Below are 16679 nucleotides of genomic sequence, written 5' to 3'. Positions count from 1 at the left end.
GCAGGGTGGTGGTGAGTACCACGACGCGCATGCCGGCACGGCGCGCCGCTTCCACGCCCAGGGGCGCATCTTCGAAGACGATGCAGTCTTGCGGCAGCGCGCCGGCCAGCTGCGCGCCTTTCAGGAACACGTCCGGGTGCGGCTTGCCCCGTTCCACGTCGGCGGCGCCGACGATGGCGTCGAAGCGGTGGCGCAGGTCCAGGCCGTCGAGCGTGAACGCGATATTCTCGTCTGGCGCGGCCGTGCCGACCACCAGCCCGATGCCGTGTTGGCGCGCGCTGGCGATCAGCCGGTCGAAGCCAAGCACCGTGGCCAGGTGCGGGCCATACAGTTCGCGGTAGACGACTTCCTTTTCAGCCAGCAGGGTGACGTGGTCGGCATCCTCGCCCAGATACTTGGCGATGATTTCGTGTCCCTGCCGTCCCGCCGTGTCGCGGAAAAAGGCGTCCGCATCCAGCGCATGGCCGTGGCGTTCAAAGAACGCCAGCCACGATGTCGTGTGGAAGGCCATGTTGTCGACGATCGTGCCATCCATGTCGAACAGGAAGGCGCGCTGCGCCAGTGCCGGAGCGGATGCGTTCATCCTTATACGCCTTGCTTGAGCGAGGCGGAGATGAAGTCGTCGATGTCGCCATCGAGCACGCCCTTGGTATTGCCCGTCTCGAAACCGGTGCGCAAGTCCTTGATGCGGGACTGGTCCAGCACGTAGGAGCGGATCTGGTGACCCCAGCCCACATCCGTCTTCGAGTCTTCCAGCTTTTGCTGTTCGCTCATGCGCTTGCGCAGTTCATGCTCGTACAGTTTCGCTTTCAGCATTTCCATCGCTTCGGCGCGGTTGCGGTGCTGCGAACGGTCGTTCTGGCACTGCACCACGATGCCGGTCGGTGCGTGGGTCATGCGGACGGCGGAGTCGGTCTTGTTGATGTGCTGACCGCCGGCGCCCGACGCGCGGTAGGTATCGACGCGGATATCGGCCGGGTTGACGTCGATCTCGATCGAATCGTCGACTTCCGGATACACGAACAGCGACGTGAACGACGTGTGGCGACCGTTGGCCGAGTCGAACGGCGACTTGCGCACCAGGCGGTGCACACCCGTTTCCGTGCGCAGGAAACCGTAGGCATGATCGCCCTCGACCTTCAGGGTGGCCGTCTTGATGCCAGCGACTTCGCCGTCGGACTGCTCGAGGATTTCGACCTTGAAGCCCTTGCGTTCGCAATAGCGCAGGTACTGGCGCAGCAGCATCGAAGCCCAGTCCTGGGCTTCCGTGCCGCCGGCGCCGGCCTGGATGTCGATGAAGCAGTTGTTCGGGTCCATCGGATTGTTGAACATCCGGCGGAATTCCATGCTTTCGATGACCTTGCGGATTTCCTGCACGTCCTGCTCGATCGCTTCCAGGGTCTCGTCGTCGCCTTCTTCACGGGCCATGTCGAACAGGTCGCGGGTGTCGCGCAGGTCGGCATCGGCCTTGGTCAGCGTGAAGACGATCGCTTCCAGCGCCTTCTTCTCTTTACCGAGGTCCTGGGCGCGCTTGGGATCGTTCCAGACGGTTGGATCTTCCAGCTCTTCGTTGACTTGCTCTAGTTTCTCCGACTTGACAGTGAAGTCAAAGATACCTCCGAAGTTCGGCTTCGCGGACCGTCAGGTCGTTGAGCAGGGCGGAGATGATATTGATGCGTTCGGCTTCCATAATGTTCTGGTCTTCTATGGTGAAATCAAACCCTGAATTATACGCGAGCGTGGCGCGTTTCCGCTGCCGCCGCGGCGCAATTGCGGCCGCGCGGGGCAATAAAATGCGTATTTTGCTATATTTGCGACAATATTTTTGCCTTGATGATGGCTATCGTGCTGCGTATGATGCTGGCGATATTGTCTTTCCACAGGAACATCTCATGCGCCACCCCCTGCGTCAACTGCCCCGTCTCGCCCTGTTACCGCTGCTGCTGGCCGGCTGCGGCGCCTTGCCGCCCGCCGCCACGGGACCCGCGCGGGCGCCTTCGGCCGCGCCGGCCGGCAGCAGCGCCACCCTGGCCCTGTTGGAGACGACGGACTTGCACGCGAATGTGCTCAGTTATGACTACTACAAGCTGCAGGCGGAACCGTCGATCGGCCTGGAACGCACGGCGGCCCTGATCGCCCAGGCGCGTGCGCAATTCCCGAACAATCTGCTGCTCGACAACGGCGACACCATCCAGGGCACGGCGCTGGCCGACTACCAGGCACTGGTAAAACCGCTGGCTTGCGACCAGACCCTGGCCATCTACAAGGCGATGAATCTGCTGAAAGTGGACGGCGGCGGCATCGGCAACCATGAATTCAACTACGGCCTGGCGTTTTTGAGCCAGGTGACGGGCAACCGCTTCGACGTCGACAGCGTCGATGCCGGCAAGCCGCGCTGCGCCGGCCCCGCGTTCCCGCAAGTGCTGGCCAACGTCTACAGCGTCAAGACGGGCAAGCCCCTGTTTGCGCCGTACCACATCATCGACAAGCAGATCACGGCCACCGGCCCCGATGGCAAGGCCATCACCGCCACCGTGAAGGTGGGCATCATCGGCTTTGCGCCGCCCACCATCATGGCCTGGGACAAGCGCTGGCTGGAAGGGCGCGTCTATACGCAGGGCGTGCGCGAGACGGCGGAAAAATTCATTCCCGAGATGCGCGCGAATGGCGCCGAACTGGTGGTGGCGATCTCGCACGGCGGCCTCGATGACAGCCCGTACTCGCCGACCATGGAAAACGGCAATTACTACCTGTCGCAAGTGCCGGGCGTGGACGCCATGCTGATCGGCCATTCGCACCAGCTGTTCCCGAACGCCGCCAGCACGGTGCCGCAGTTTAATTTGCCCGGCGTCGACAAGGTCAAAGGATTGGTCAACGGCGTGCCCACCGTGATGGCCAATTTGTGGGGCAAGCACCTGGGCGTGATCGGCTTGCGCCTGCGCCACGACGGCAAGCAGTGGGTGGTCGACAAGAGCGCCACGACGGTGGAAGCGCGCGGCATCCAGAACGCGGACAAGAGTTATGTCACTCCCGATGCGGCCATCGCCACACTGGTGGCCAAGGAGCATGCGGCGACGATCGCCTACGTACAGACACCGGTCGGCGCCACGGACTTCCGTATGTCGACGTATTTCGCCGACGTGGGCGACGTCAGCGCCATCGAAGTCGTGAACCAGGCGCAATCGAGCTATCTGGCCGCGTATGTGAAGGCGAACCTGCCGCAGTACGCGCACTTGCCCGTGCTGTCGATGTCGTCGCCGTTCAAGAGCGGCTCGGCGGGCGTATCCGACTACACGGACGTGAAGGCGGGCAATGTGGCGCTGAACAATGCGGCCGACCTGTATTTGTATCCGAACGCGCTGTACGGCGTGAAGATGAATGGCGCGGAGCTGAAGGCCTGGCTGGAACAGTCGGCGCAGCGCTTCAATACCATCGACCCGAATAAGCTGGAAGCACAGGAGCTGGTCAACACCGCCCACCCGAGCTACAACTTTGACGCCATCACCAGCGCCGACGTGCGCTACCAGATCGACGTCACGCAGCCGCCGGGCCGGCGCATCCAGGGTCTGAGCTACAAAGGCAAGCCCGTGGATTCCAGCCAGGAATTCCTCATCGCGACGAATAACTACCGCGCCAGCGGCGGTGGCAACTTCCCTGGCCTCGACGGCAGCAAGACGGTGGTGGCCTCGCCCGACAACAACCGCGAACTCTTGATCGCGTATGTGACGCAGCAGAAAAACCTGACGCGGGCGAAAAATGGCGCGGCGCGCAGCTGGCGCTTCGCCAAGGTGGCCACCAAAGGCCCGGTGGTGTTCCATTCGGCGCCGGGCGTGATCGAGCTGGCGAAAGCGGCCGACATCGACAACGTGACGCAGCTGAAAGCTGACGATGGCGCGGGCAAGGGCTTCGCGCTGTACCAGCTCGACCTGTCGAAATGAAGGCATGGTTGTGTGCCGTCGCCCTGGCCGTATCGCCGCTGGCATCGGCAGGGCCGGACCTGACGGCCCAGGCCAAGACCCTGATGCGCGCGGGAGTCGCGACCCAGCCGCAGGCACGCATCCTGTTTGAACGCGAGGCGGGGCAGGGCAGCGGCCCCGCCGCGTATTACCTGGGCTTGATGCTCAAGAACGGCATGGGCGGGCCGCAGGACAGTGCCGCCGCGCTGCGCTGGCTGGAACTGGCCGCGCAGAGGGGCGTGGCGCCCGCCATGTTCATCGTGGCGAACATGCTGCTCGATACCGACGAAGCCCGGGCGCGTTTCTGGCTCGACGCTGCCTGCGACCTGGACTACCCGGAAGCGCTGCAGCAGAAATCCGTGGCCCTGGCCGAAGGACAGATGGGCTACGCGCACAGCGAGGAGCAATCGTTCCTGTATCTGAAGATGGCCACGCATGCGATGGGGCACCGTCCGCCTGAGCCTTGAGGGCATGGCCGGCTGCCTGGGGCAGGCCTGTTGCAATTGGAATGTGTTGAAGGAATTGTTTGTTTTTGATCGGAAAGATTAATTCTTCGTGATCATTCTGACTGCTTATATTTTCTTTCAATAATTTGTTATTTGATAGTCATTATTGGCTTTTTTAAAAAATTGTATGGCAGTATTCGGCATATGGTTTTTTTATTAACTGGATGATTCCGGGAGCCCGTGTGCAAAGTCAAATGATTCGCCAACAAAAAACAATGTTTCACCATCGCCGAAGCGGTATACCGTTCTTGCCGAGGAAAATGGCGCATGCCATGCTCGGCATGTTTTGCCTGCTTGCCTCTACCGCGATGGCGCAATTGCCAGCGCCGATCAAGCAAGGCCATCCGCGGCTATTCCTGAATCAAGCCAGTTTCGATGCGCTGAAACCGCAATTGCCAAATCTGCCGGCCGCATTCCCAGCCGCAGGCGGCAGCATCAGCCTGGAGCTGTTCGCCGGGCGCAAGGATCCGCTCGATAGCGTCAACCAGCCGATTTTTGGCGAATTCAGTCCGAGCCGCAACGGCTTTTTTATCCGCCACGTCGATTCCTACGATAGCCCGGCCGGCGCGGCGGGGGAAAGCCTCGGTTTCCAGGTCGGTTTCCAGGTCAATGGACTGGACCAGTATCTGTCTGTCGCCAGGATCGATTTGAAACCCGATGTCTGGTCGAACATCCAGTTGTCATGGAACAGCCAGACCCATAAAGTTGACTTGAGAGTCAATGGCGTTGCCGTGCCCATGGGCTGGAGAACGGTCGACGGCACCAGCGCCACGCCACCGATGGAATGGAAGGCGGATGGGCAGATCAGCAGGATAGGCATGCGGCGCAACGAAACCATGCGCAATTTCCGTTTGCTCGATGGCGCTGGCCATGAATTGTGGCAAGCACCGGCGATGGATGCTTTGCTCAACAAGGCCTGGTACGGCTTCATGGAGCGTGTCGACGGACGGGTGAGCACGCTTCAAGCCTGCCCGCTGATTCCCCCTGCCAGCGGCGTGCCGGAGCTGTGCAACGTGGCCACCGGCAGCCGCGGCACGATTTATGAAACTGCGCAGATGCTGGCCATGGCCTACCGCCTGACGGGCAATGCGAAATATCTGAATGGCGCCCTGAATTACCTCGACAAGCTGCTGGTGACGCCCCCCGTGGCCGGCGGCGAGTGGTCGTCGGGCGGGCGCGTCGGCGCCATGGGCATCCTGTACGACTGGCTGTTTGCCGAAACGGGCGCGCGCGCCGTGCCCGACGCCGTGGGCTTCGGCACCTACCGCGACCTGACGGCGCAGCGAATCAAGGAAACGATCGCCGCCGATACGGGCCAGGGGCACGAGAATCTGTTTGTCTCGATGTGCGGCTATCAGCAGTTATATATCACCAGCACCAGTTTTGATTGCAAAAAAAAGCCCGTGTATGAACAGTGGGACCGCAGCGAATCGAAGCCGTCCATCGCCGGTTTCTATATCAGCGGCCACCCGTTCAGCGCCGTCAATAATGTCACCGTCGGCTTGCTGGCCATCGTCGACGAGCATCCGGAAGTGTTGCCGATGATTGAAACGTCGTATGCGCACTACGAAAAGGGTTTTCTTGCGGCACGCGCCCTGATTTCGGTCGACGGCGGCCATCATATGGGCTTTGCCTATGGCGTATCGAGCATTCCCGAGCGCCTGCTCCTGTGGCGCAGCGCGCTGGAAAGTACGGGGACGGCGCCCCTGTTGCAGGCCGACTGGCAAGCCAGGCTGATCTATCCGTATATCTACGGCTTGCGCCATGACGGCAGCTTTCCCGCCAGCGGCGACAATTTCACGACGCCGCTCGGCAGCACATTGATCGGGCAGCTGGCGCTGGGCGCGGTGACGGATACGGCCGATGGCGTGGCCGGGAAGTTTTATCGCGAGCATGTCGTGGCGTCGCGCAGCGCGCACGATGCCTTGATACTGGAACGGCTGTTGTGGCCCGTTCAACTGCCGGCGGCGCCGCTGGAATCGCTGGAACTGTCGCGCCATTTCAGGACGTCGGGCCAGGTGCTGATGCGTGATAGCTGGGACTATGCGAATGCCACGTTACTGGAATTCAAATCGACGTCCTTTATCGCGGAAAATCACCAGCACTTCGACCAGAACAGTTTTTCGCTCAATTACAAGGCTCCGCTGCTGCTCGACACGGGCTTGTATGAAGAATATGGCAGCAGCCACTGGTGGAATTACTACACGCGCAGCATTGCCCACAATACGCTGCTGATATTTGACAAGAACGAGCGGTTCACGCGCGGAGACAGGGAATTCAGCAATGACGGCGGCCAATGGTTCTATGCGCCGAGACAGGGCTACCCGACGATCGAGGAAATCAGCCCTGCTGGCCCGAACGCGCTCGACGGCATCATCCGTTACGAAAATACGCCGCAGTACACCTACACCAGCGGCAATGCAAGCAAGGCCTATGCGTCCAGCAAGCTCGATATGGCCAACGGTTTTGTGCGCAACGTGCTGTTCCTGCGCTCGCCATCGTTCTGGGGCAAGCCGGTCACTGTCGTCTTCGATAGCGTGCGCAGCAAGCAGGCCTTGCCGGCCACGTTCCTGCTGCACACGGCAAATGATCCCGTATCGGGCGCGTCGGGCGTGACGGCGCTGGGCAATGGCCAGTACCAGCTGGGCTACAAGGCCGGCCAGGAGCGCATCGCCACCATTCGCAATGGCGGCGGTATGCTGACGGCGCAGACGATCCTGCCGCTCAATGCCAGCGTGCGCAAGGTGGGCGGTGCGCAGGAGGGGGGCAATGGCTGCGCGCAGACCGATCTCGAAACTGGTGCTGTTGCCGGCAACGGCGCCGATTGCCGCTTCACCGTGCGCCGGCGCCAGGCCGATGGCAGTTACCTGTGGCGCAATCAGACGCCGCTGGTCAGCAAGCAGCAATCGTCGACCAGCGATGTCGGCGCCTGGCGCCTGGAAGTGGCGGCGCCCGCGGCGCCCGCCCTGAACGCGCCCGAGTACTTCCTGCATGTGCTGGCCGTTGCCGACAATGACGGCGGCACGGGACCGGCCGCTGCGCCGAGCGCCATACGCCTGGCTGCCGCGGCCAACACCGAGGCGCTGTTGCTGGGCAGTCAGCTGCATGTGCTGTTCAACCGCGACGTGGCGCCCGCCGCCCGCATGGACTGGGTCTCTACCCAAGCCGGCGGCGCCATCCTGGCGACAGGACTGAAACCGGGCGCGCAATACGCGTTGACGTCGGCACCGGCGGCCGGCGGCTACGCCTGGAGCCTGGCCGAAGCGGCCGATGGCGCAGGAACGTATCTGAGCTCGGACCAGGGCGTGCTCAGCATCGAGTAAGCCGCTTGCCTGGCGGCCGGGTCAAGCCTGAGCGTCTTTTTTAGGCTTGGCCCGCAAGCTGGCCGCCGCCTCGCCGATGGCGAACGGGTCGCGCGACAAAATGGCGGCGCCCAGGTCGACCAGCCGTGCCGCCGTGCCGATGGCCGCCTTGATGTCGGCGATGCGCTTGAGCTGCGACTTGCCCTTGGCGATGGCGCCCTCGATGTCGACGCGCGCCTGCTCGGCGCCTTCGGCCGTCAGGTAAATGCCATACGCACGGAACAGCGCGACCATCTGGTCCAGGTGATTTTCATATTGTTCCAGCAGCGCGCGCTCGTCCGGCGCCAGCGCCTCGCGTTCGCGGATGCGCAATTCCAGCACCAGGCTCGACGCCTGCGCCAGGTTGTCGGCGATGGCGTAGCTTTGGTCTTTCGTCAGTTCGCTCAGTTCGGTCAGTGGGGCCATGGGATACTCCTGTGTGCGCGCCGCTTACCAGCGGGCGGGGGCATAGAACGCCGCTTGCCGCTGCAGCGTGTCCACGTCGCGTGAAAATTGCGCCAGCTGCCGCTCCAGTTCCGGCGCCTGCAGGCGGTCGAAATTGGCCCGCAGCGCGGCCACGCTTGCTTGCAGCGCGTCGACGGCGGCGACATACGCGGCGACGATCTTTTCCCTTTCCTGCAACTGCCGGCCTTCCAGGTGCAAGCGCGTGCGGATGTAGTTGGCGGCCAGCGGTTCGCGCGGCGCGGCGTTATCGACGGCGCCGCGCAGCAGATCCAGGTCGCGCAATTCATCCTGCAAGCCGGCCCGGTAACTGCGTTGCGCATACTCCTTGAGCGCATTGCTGACGATATCGACGGCTTCCTGCTCGTCGAGCAATTCGCGCAAGGCCGATTTCTGCCGGCGCTGCGTGGCCAGCCGGCTCAGATGCTCGCTCAGTTTGACGACCTTGGCCAGCTTGTCCGCATCGAGCAGGGGCGCGCCGGCGCCCGGCTGCGCGAGACCGCCCAGCGCATCGCCCAGGCCGGAAAACTCTTCCTTGTAGACGGGCAGCTTGTCATCGGCCAGCGCCGCCATGGTCTGGGCATAGCGCAGCAGGACGTCGTTCAGGCTGGCGATCGACGCGCTGGCTTGCGCGATCGCGGCGCAATCGGCGCGCGCCGCCTGTTCGCTCGCTTGCGCATCGAAACGCTCGGCCAGGATCAGACGCTTGCGCATGGCCTTGTCCATGCAGCTGCGGACGCCGCCTGCCAGCATGGGTTCGAAGTGCAGCGACACCTTTTGCGTCTGTTCGGCGAAGCTGCGCACGGGCGCCAGGTTGGCGGCGCAGCCGCCCAGCAGCAGGCTGGCGCTGGCGCAAAGAAGCAGGGTGGAAATGGACGAGTTCGACGGGCGCTGCATATGGCCTCCATGCGGTAGCAGTGGCTGACGGGGCCGGCGCACACGCGCTGGCATAGCCGACGTTAGCATGCTGAGCAATGGCGGTATTGCGTCAGATCAGCTCGCTGTGAAGTCGCCTGGCGGCCCCGCATCGGTGGCAGCACCGTTGCCAAATGGTGCAGTGTGTTCCAATTTGCCTCATATTTTCCTTACAAAAGACTGACATCGGGCCAGCAATTGGCTCTTTTCTGCATGTTGCGACGCGTCATATGTAGTTGTTGCTGGTGCATGTTTACTCACCTACAATGATTTATCGATGGGGCGGTTATCCAGCGTACGACAATAAAAATAAGTGGCATTTAAAACGTTGTAGCAGAGGAGATGACAATGAATTTGAAACAGAAATTGCTCGTGGCAAGTTTGGTTTTGGGTTTCTCGCAGGCGGCAGTCGCAGCCGACCCCATCAAGATCGGCGTGTCCGGACCGTTTACGGGCGGTTCCGCGCCGATGGGCGTGTCGATGCGCGACGGCGTCAAGCTGGCCGTCGCGGAAATCAATGCCAAGGGTGGCGTACTGGGCCGTTCCTTGCTGCTGATCGAGCGCGATGACGAAGCGAAGAACGAACGCGGCGTGCAGATCGCCCAGGAACTGATCAACAAGGAAAAGGTCGCCGCCACGGTCGGCTACATCAACACGGGCGTGGCCCTCGCTTCGCAGCGCTTCTACCAGGAAGCGAAAATTCCCGTCATGAACAATGTGGCGACGGGCTCCATCGTCACCAAGCAATTCGCCGACCAGCCGGAAAACTACATCTTCCGCAATGCGGCCAATGACACGATCCAGTCCGGCATGATCGTGCATGAAGCGATCGAGAACCGCAAGTTCAAGAAAGTGGCGATCCTGGCCGATTCCACCAACTATGGCCAGCTGGGCCGTGAAGACCTGGAAAAGGCGCTCGACAAGAAAGGCATCAAGCCCGTTGTCGTTGAAAAATACAACATCAAGGACGTCGATATGACGGCCCAGCTGCTGAAAGCCAAGCAGGCGGGGGCGGAAGTCGTGCTGACCTACGGCATCGGCCCGGAACTGGCGCAGATCGCCAACGGCATGGAAAAACTGGGCTGGAAAGTGCCGCTGATCGGCAGCTGGACCCTGGCCATGGGTAACTTCATCGACAACGCGGGCAAGAACGGCAATGGCACGCGCATGCCGCAAACCTTCATCCAGGACGCCAGCACGCCGAAGCGCAAGGCCTTCATCGACGCCTATGTGGCCGCCTACAAGCCATCGGGCGGACGCATGCCGTCGGCCGTCTCGGCCGCGCAAGGCTACGATTCCATCTACCTGCTGGCCGCCGCCTTCAAGCAGGCGGGCGGCACGGATGGTCCGAAAGTGCGCGCCGCGCTGGAAAACCTGAATGAGAAGGTGGAAGGCGCCGTCACCACCTACAACAAGCCGTTCAGCAAGACCAACCATGAAGCCATCACGGCCGACCTGACGGTCTTCGGCGAAGTCAAGGACGGCAAAGTCGTCCTCGCGAAATAAGCCTGGCAGACATTCGCCGCGCAGTGGCCAGCCTTGAGGAATCAGGACTGGCCATTTTTTTATCTCCCATCCTTCGGAGAACACCATGGAAATCTTCCTGCAGCTCGTCTTCAGCGGCATCGCGCTGGGCATGATCTATGCCGTCATCGCCTTCGGCTACCAGCTGACCTTTGCCACGTCCGGCACCCTCAACTTCGGCCAGGGCGAATCGCTGATGCTGGGCGCGCTCGTGGGCCTGTCGCTGGTGGGCACCATCCATGGCGGCCCCTACATGAGCTACCTGCTGATGATCCCCATCGTCATCGTCTTCGGCGCCTTGCAGGGCGTGTTCGTCGAATGGATAGGCGTGCGGCCCGCCATCAAGATCAAGTCCGAATTCGGCTGGATCATGTCCACCATCGCGCTGGCCATCATTTTCAAGAACGTGGCGGAAAACATCTGGGGCAAGGATGACCTGATGTTCCCGTCGCCCCTGTCGGCCGCGCCGTTCCAGGTGTTTGGCGCGAACGTGCAGCAGATGCAGGTGGCCGTCATCGTCGGCGCGCTGGCCATCATGCTGGCCGTCGAAGTATTCAACCGCAAATCGATCTACGGCAAGGCCGTCGTGGCGACGGCCAACGACCGCGACGCGGCCGGTTTGATGGGCATCAACACGGGCATGGTCATCACCTTTTCCTATGCGCTGTCGTCGGCCACGGCCGCTTTTGCGGGCGTGCTGGTGGCGCCGCTGACCCTGACGGGGGCCACCATGGGCGCCTCGCTGGGCTTGAAAGCGTTTGCCGTGGCCATCATCGGCGGCCTGACGTCGGGCGTGGGTGCCATCGTCGGCGGCCTGATCCTGGGCATCGCGGAAACGACCACCGGCTACTACATTTCCACCGGCTACAAGGAAGTGCCCGGCCTGCTGCTCCTGCTGCTGGTACTGGCCGTCAAGCCGTCCGGCCTGTTCGGCAAAGCCGCGATCAAGAAAGTCTGAGGACCACATGCACAAGAAAATCACCATGCTGGCGCTGAGCGCGGCGGGCCTGGCCGCGCTCGCGCTGTTCCCCATCGTCATCCCGAACCCGTACTACATCCACCTGGCCGAGACCATCCTGATCTACGCCATTCTGCTGTTCGGCCTCGATATCGTCGTCGGCTACACGGGACAGGTGTCGCTCGGTCACGCGGGCCTGTTCGGCATCGGTTCGTACGCCACGGGCGTGCTGGTGTTCAAGCTGGGCGCGCCGTTCTGGCTGGCCATCCCCGCCAGTATCGCGGGCGCGGCCCTGTTCGGCGCCATCCTGGCCTTGCCTGCCCTGCGCGTGACGGGGCCCTACCTGGCCATGGTGACCCTGGCCTTCGGCACCATCGTGCAAATCCTGATCAACGAGATGAGCTTCCTGACGGAAGGGCCGATGGGCATCAAGATCCACAAACCCGTCCTGTTCGGCCACAAGCTGACGGAAGTGGAGTACTACTACATGGTCGCCGCGCTGCTGGTGATCTCGCTGGTGGTGGTGCACCGCATCCTGAAGTCGAACCTGGGCCGCGCGTTTGAAGCCTTGCGCGACAGCCCCATCGCCTCGGACTGCATGGGCGTGTCCGTCTACCGCTACAAGGTGTACGCCTTCGTCATCAGCGCCGGTTTCGCGGGCCTGGCCGGCAGCCTGTATGCGTATTCGGAAGAGTATATTTCGCCCAATACCTATAACTTCGAGCTGACGATCCTGTTCCTGCTGGCCGTCATCATGGGCGGACGCAAGACCCGTTCGGGCGCGCTGATCGGCGCCCTGATCGTCGTCATGCTGCCCAGTCTCTTGTCGGACATCGAATTGTTCCGCAAGATCGCCGTCGGCGCCGCCGTGCTGGGAGTGATCGGTTCCGCCTTCATGCTGGCGAAAAAGCGCTCCACCGTGCGCGGCGTGCTCGTGCCCCTGGCGGCCACCATCGGCCTGGCCGCGTTTTCCTACAAGCTGGAAAACATGGTCGACTGGCGTTTGACCATCTTCGGCCTGATGACCTTGTTTGTCGTGTACTACCTGCAGGACGGCATCGTGGGCTTTTTGATGAGCTTTATCGGCAAGGGCCGGCGCCATGTGCAGGCCGTCGCTTCGCACGGCGTGGCGCCGTTCGACCACGCCCAGGGCGGGCAGCAGGGCGCGACCCTGCTGCGCGTGGACCAGGCGCTGATGCAGTTCGGCGGCCTGAAAGCGCTGAACCAGGTTGACCTGAACGTCACGCAAGGCTCCGTGCACGGCTTGATCGGGCCGAACGGCTCGGGCAAGAGCACGATGATGAATGTGCTCACGGGGATCTACAAGCCGACGGCGGGCAAGGTGGAATTTGCGGGCGCCGTCATTTCCGGGCGTACGCCGTCCGAAATCGCGCTGGGCGGCGTGGCGCGCACCTTCCAGAACGTGCAGCTGTTCGGCGAGATGACGGCCACCGAGAACGTGCTGGTGGGGCTGCACAATACGTTCAAGTCGAATGTGCTGGACGTGATGCTGCATACGCCGCGCTACAAGCGCGAAGAGACGGCGGCGCGCGAGCGGGCCGCCAGCATCCTCGAGTTCGTGGGCCTGGCCGACCTGGCCAACGAAGAGGCGCGCAATCTGCCTTATGGCAAGCAGCGCTTGCTGGAAATCGGCCGCGCGCTGGGCCTCAACCCGCGTCTGCTGCTGCTCGACGAGCCGGCGGCGGGCCTGACGGCGCCCGACATCAAGGAACTGATGGCCATCATCCGCAAGATCCGCGAGCATGGCATCACCATCATCCTGATCGAGCACCACATGGACGTGGTGATGGCCCTGTCGGACGTGGTGACGGTGCTCGATTTCGGCCAGAAGATCGCCGAAGGCGCACCCGCGCTTGTCCAAAGCGATCCGAAAGTGATCGAAGCCTACCTGGGCGGCAGCGCCGACACCCTGAGCCCTGCGGCGCACTGAGAGGAAGACCATGCTGACCATTAACAATCTGCACGCCGCCTACGGCAAAGTCGAAGTCCTGCACGGGATTTCGCTCGACGTCCCGAAGGGCAAGCTGGTGACCCTGATCGGCTCGAACGGCGCCGGCAAGACCACCACCATGCGCGCCATCTCCGGCATGCTCAAACCCAAATCCGGTACCGTCACCCTGGGCGGCAAGGATGTCACGGGGCTCGACTCGCACCGCATCGCGCGCGCCGGCCTGGCCCATTCGCCGGAAGGGCGGCGCGTGTTCGCCTCGATGTCGGTGACGGACAACCTGCTGCTGGGCGCCTTCCCCCGCTTTACGCGCGCGCGCCCGAAAGGCGACATCAAGGGAGATTTGGACAAGGCCCTGGAACTGTTTCCCCGCCTGAAGGAGCGGCGCGACCAGCTGGCCGGCACCTTGTCGGGCGGCGAGCAGCAAATGCTGGCCATGGCCCGCGCCGTGATGCTGAACCCCGAAGTGATCCTGCTGGACGAGCCGTCGATGGGCCTGGCGCCGATCCTGGTGGAGGAAGTCTTCCGCATCATCACGCGCTTGAAGGCCGAAGGCGTGACCATGCTGCTGGTCGAGCAATTCGCCGCCGCCGCCCTGAACGTGGCCGATTACGGCTACGTGCTGGAAAACGGCAGCATTTCCGTGCACGGGCCGGCCGAGAGCCTGAAAACCGACCCGAAGGTGATTGCTGCCTACCTGGGCGGCGGGCACTGAAGCTGGCTTGACAATGCGCTTGCTGCGCATTGTCACATGCTCCGCATTACGCAGTGAGTAGGCGACGGCGTATCAATGCTTCCAGGTCACGGCTGGTATGGGCAATCATATGGACATAAATGATGTCGTTATGTCCATACTCGATAAGGATGCGATGCTGGCCGGCCAACAGTTGGCGGTGAGTCGTCAAATGAAGATCTTCAAGTTCAGGAACAAAGCTGCCTTTTATGTTCCAATCTTTGAGAGAATTGACTTCAGCCAGAATCGCTTGCGTCACCTTCCTGGCAAAAGCCAGGGATTCGTTCTGCTTCAGGTAGGAGCGAATGTCTTGCAAATCGTTCAAGGCGTACTGCGTCCAAATGATTTTCATTTGTGTAATCAATTGTCGTCGTCTTCAGCTTCCAGAAGGGCCACAACGTCATCATGATCAATGATTTTACCTTCCTCAATCTGCTTGCGGCCGAGAGCAAGGATGCGGAGCATGGCAAGCTGATCTTGAGTCTTTTGATAGCTGACAGGGTCTTGAACAATTGCCTGAACTCTGCCGTTCACCGTGATGGCTACCGGGTCATGCGTCTCCAGCACCTGTTTGACCACGTCGCTGGTGTTCGTCTTCAAGTAGCTAATTGGTTGAATATTTAGAAAGTTCATGCCGTCCTCCACAAGTTGCAGACCAATGGTAGCATTGGATAACTAAATTAAGTGCCAAATTTAGTTGACTGCGCATTTTCCCTACGTCGAGCGCAGCCTGCAGGCATCAGTGTTTGGTGGGCTTTTCCTGCTGCACCAGGATGAACGGGCTGACGACGACGGCCCACAGGGACGCATCGGCCGCCTGCCAGTCCAGCGCCTGCTGGTCCGAGACCTTGGCGACCTTGCCGTCGACCATCCATTGCGTGATGGTGGCCTTGTCGTCGTGCGAGATGCGCACGGCCACTTCGACCAGGTCCAGCTCGTTGGCGATCCAGACGACATTGCCTTGGGCGAAGTGCTTTTCCAGTTCGCTCCAGGCCAGGCGGGCCGTTTCGCTGTTCACTTTGAGGCGCAGTTCGGTGTCTTTTTCAGGATTGGTTTGCATGCGAAATATCAATGTTCGGTGAGTCGGGTGCCGATGCGCGCGGTTTATTTGCCTGGCAAGGCTTCCACGTGCGGCGTCGGCGTACCCTGCCATGTTAACCGATAGGCGACGCCTTTGCGAACATTGCCCACCAGGGCAGGGCGGAAGCAGGCCAGGTTGGTGCCGCTGGCGTGCCGGACGCTGGGGAAGATGACGCCCATGGAACCGGCCTCGAGCAGGATGGCTGCCAGGTCTTGCGAGGCGATGTAGCTGGCCGGGTCCAGGCAAGCCTGGTAGCGCTCCTGGCCGCGCAGGTCGTGGAAGCTGGCGGAAAAATCGGCCAGCAGCGACTGGTAGCTGACGCTGTCGTCGAAATAGTCGATTTCCTGGTATTCCACGGTCTTGTGGAAAATGATCTCGGCCAGCGCCGTTTTCATGTCGAAGGCGCAATACCAGGCGCCCCGTTCGCCATCGTTGAAACGCGCCCCTTCCGGGCGGGCATACGTGTAGGCGGCGTTGATGATGCGAAAGTGCGGCACGCCAAAAACCAGCTCGTCCACGCCAATTCCTGGCGCGCCGCCGTACTCGGCCACCAGGCGCGCGTTGGTGGCGTTATCGAGCTCGAACAGCTCGCGCAGGTGGTCGTCGTCTTCGGCCAGCGGTGCCAGCACGGAATCCTCCATGTCGGCGAAGCGCGACGGGATCAGGCGGCAGGTGTCGATCTGGCGCAAGGCGGCCAGCGGCGGCAGCGGGGAATTCGCGGCGGCCGGCACGATCACAGCCCTCCGCGGCGCGCGTCGAGCAGCTTGCGCACGGTCTGCATGGCCAGCAAGCCGCCGGCCAGCATCTGCGACAGGGGCGTGCGGCCGCCGAAGATGGGATTCTTGTTGGGCAAGCTGACCCATTCGTCGGCCAGCTTGTCGCCGTACAGGATGTGCAAGGCCTTGTAGATGCCCAGCAAATAGGAAATGCGCGTGATGCGGTCCACTTCCAGCACGCGGTCCGGGTGTTTCTTCCACTCGTACCAGGCGCTGCTGGACAGGCCGCCCAGCAATTCGCGCGCATCGTCGTCGCGCAGTTTCCACGCGGCGGCCAGCTTGAAAAACCCCTTCAGTGCCGCTTGCGACAATCGTTCGCGCTCGGCTTTGGCGTTCAGGTCGACGAGCACGGCCGGCTCGAAGCGGCTCTTGGGATAGGCATAGGCGAGATGCATGATATGTCCTTCAATAAAACTCTGTTTAAGGACTATTTATACTCCTTTTTCGGATTCGTTGCA

The 16679-nt window shown here is 62.0% G+C and carries 15 protein-coding genes and 1 pseudogene; 7 read left to right on the top strand and 9 right to left on the bottom strand.

The window, feature by feature from the left end; all coding sequences use genetic code 11:
• Positions 1–28: 28 nt before the first annotated feature.
• Both AC3RCG_RS17550 and prfB read right to left on the bottom strand, forming a co-directional pair.
• Positions 29–583, bottom strand: a pseudogene (locus AC3RCG_RS17550) (HAD family hydrolase); the annotation flags it as partial.
• 2 nt (positions 584–585) lie between these two features.
• A protein-coding gene (prfB, locus tag AC3RCG_RS17545) for a peptide chain release factor 2 (protein WP_121669803.1) occupies positions 586–1690 on the bottom strand; the annotation gives its coding sequence in 2 pieces (ribosomal slippage) (positions 586–1608 and positions 1610–1690; 1104 coding nt in all).
• Positions 1691–1892: 202 nt separating this feature from the next.
• Between prfB and AC3RCG_RS17540 the strand changes: the two genes are divergently transcribed.
• The 3 genes from AC3RCG_RS17540 to AC3RCG_RS17530 all read left to right on the top strand — a co-directional run bounded on the left by AC3RCG_RS17540 (position 1893) and on the right by AC3RCG_RS17530 (position 7785).
• On the top strand, positions 1893–3938 hold the full coding sequence (locus tag AC3RCG_RS17540) for a bifunctional 2',3'-cyclic-nucleotide 2'-phosphodiesterase/3'-nucleotidase (protein WP_492402873.1): 2046 nt from the start codon (positions 1893–1895) through the stop codon (positions 3936–3938).
• Positions 3935–4423: a tetratricopeptide repeat protein gene (locus AC3RCG_RS17535; RefSeq protein ID WP_492402875.1), complete on the top strand. Its 489-nt coding sequence runs from the start codon at positions 3935–3937 to the stop codon at positions 4421–4423. The genes AC3RCG_RS17540 and AC3RCG_RS17535 overlap by 4 nt, the downstream gene beginning before the upstream one ends.
• 311 nt (positions 4424–4734) lie before the next feature.
• On the top strand, positions 4735–7785 hold the full coding sequence (locus AC3RCG_RS17530; RefSeq protein WP_492402877.1) for a heparinase II/III domain-containing protein: 3051 nt from the start codon (positions 4735–4737) through the stop codon (positions 7783–7785).
• Between the two features lie 21 nt (positions 7786–7806).
• On the opposite strand, the gene AC3RCG_RS17525 is transcribed toward AC3RCG_RS17530, so the two are convergent.
• Together AC3RCG_RS17525 and AC3RCG_RS17520 are read right to left on the bottom strand one after the other, a co-directional pair.
• Positions 7807–8229 (bottom strand): hypothetical protein, encoded by a 423-nt coding sequence (locus tag AC3RCG_RS17525; protein ID WP_121669799.1) that lies wholly within the window; start codon positions 8227–8229, stop codon positions 7807–7809.
• A 24-nt stretch (positions 8230–8253) separates the two neighbouring features.
• Entirely contained in the window at positions 8254–9162 is a 909-nt protein-coding gene (locus tag AC3RCG_RS17520; RefSeq protein WP_409028456.1) for a hypothetical protein, read from the bottom strand.
• Between the two features lie 366 nt (positions 9163–9528).
• On the opposite strand from AC3RCG_RS17520, the gene AC3RCG_RS17515 reads away from it, so the two are divergent.
• The 4 genes from AC3RCG_RS17515 to AC3RCG_RS17500 all read left to right on the top strand — a co-directional run bounded on the left by AC3RCG_RS17515 (position 9529) and on the right by AC3RCG_RS17500 (position 14346).
• Entirely contained in the window at positions 9529–10686 is a 1158-nt protein-coding gene (locus tag AC3RCG_RS17515) for an ABC transporter substrate-binding protein (RefSeq protein WP_070219975.1), read from the top strand.
• Between the two features lie 85 nt (positions 10687–10771).
• The gene (locus AC3RCG_RS17510; RefSeq protein ID WP_010398938.1) at positions 10772–11662 is read left to right on the top strand and encodes a branched-chain amino acid ABC transporter permease; all 891 of its coding nucleotides are present in this window, start codon (positions 10772–10774) and stop codon (positions 11660–11662) included.
• Between the two features lie 7 nt (positions 11663–11669).
• Positions 11670–13613, top strand: coding sequence for a branched-chain amino acid ABC transporter ATP-binding protein/permease (locus AC3RCG_RS17505; RefSeq protein WP_492402880.1), 1944 nt, complete (start codon positions 11670–11672; stop codon positions 13611–13613).
• A gap of 10 nt (positions 13614–13623) precedes the next feature.
• Positions 13624–14346 carry an ABC transporter ATP-binding protein gene (locus AC3RCG_RS17500; protein WP_353656792.1) on the top strand — a complete coding sequence of 241 codons (723 nt, stop codon included), beginning with the start codon at positions 13624–13626 and terminating at the stop codon, positions 14344–14346.
• Between the two features lie 46 nt (positions 14347–14392).
• Here AC3RCG_RS17500 and AC3RCG_RS17495 read toward each other — a convergent pair whose 3' ends face one another.
• From AC3RCG_RS17495 to AC3RCG_RS17475, 5 genes are all read right to left on the bottom strand, one after another.
• Entirely contained in the window at positions 14393–14716 is a 324-nt protein-coding gene (locus AC3RCG_RS17495; RefSeq protein ID WP_070313574.1) for a type II toxin-antitoxin system RelE/ParE family toxin, read from the bottom strand.
• 8 nt (positions 14717–14724) lie between these two features.
• Complete coding sequence (locus tag AC3RCG_RS17490) at positions 14725–14997, bottom strand: type II toxin-antitoxin system Phd/YefM family antitoxin (RefSeq protein ID WP_070313584.1); 273 nt, start codon at positions 14995–14997, stop codon at positions 14725–14727.
• Between the two features lie 106 nt (positions 14998–15103).
• On the bottom strand, positions 15104–15424 hold the full coding sequence (locus tag AC3RCG_RS17485) for a DUF2288 domain-containing protein (RefSeq protein ID WP_070219983.1): 321 nt from the start codon (positions 15422–15424) through the stop codon (positions 15104–15106).
• 44 nt (positions 15425–15468) lie between these two features.
• The gene (locus tag AC3RCG_RS17480) at positions 15469–16182 is read right to left on the bottom strand and encodes an RES family NAD+ phosphorylase (protein WP_492402883.1); all 714 of its coding nucleotides are present in this window, start codon (positions 16180–16182) and stop codon (positions 15469–15471) included.
• Positions 16179–16616 (bottom strand): MbcA/ParS/Xre antitoxin family protein, encoded by a 438-nt coding sequence (locus AC3RCG_RS17475; protein ID WP_070219985.1) that lies wholly within the window; start codon positions 16614–16616, stop codon positions 16179–16181. The genes AC3RCG_RS17480 and AC3RCG_RS17475 overlap by 4 nt, the downstream gene beginning before the upstream one ends.
• Positions 16617–16679 lie beyond the last annotated feature (63 nt).

This window comes from Janthinobacterium sp. GW823-FHT01H08, assembly GCF_058797855.1.
The sequence above is the reverse complement of the archived record's forward strand: the minus strand, read 5'-3'. Positions and strand labels throughout refer to the sequence as shown.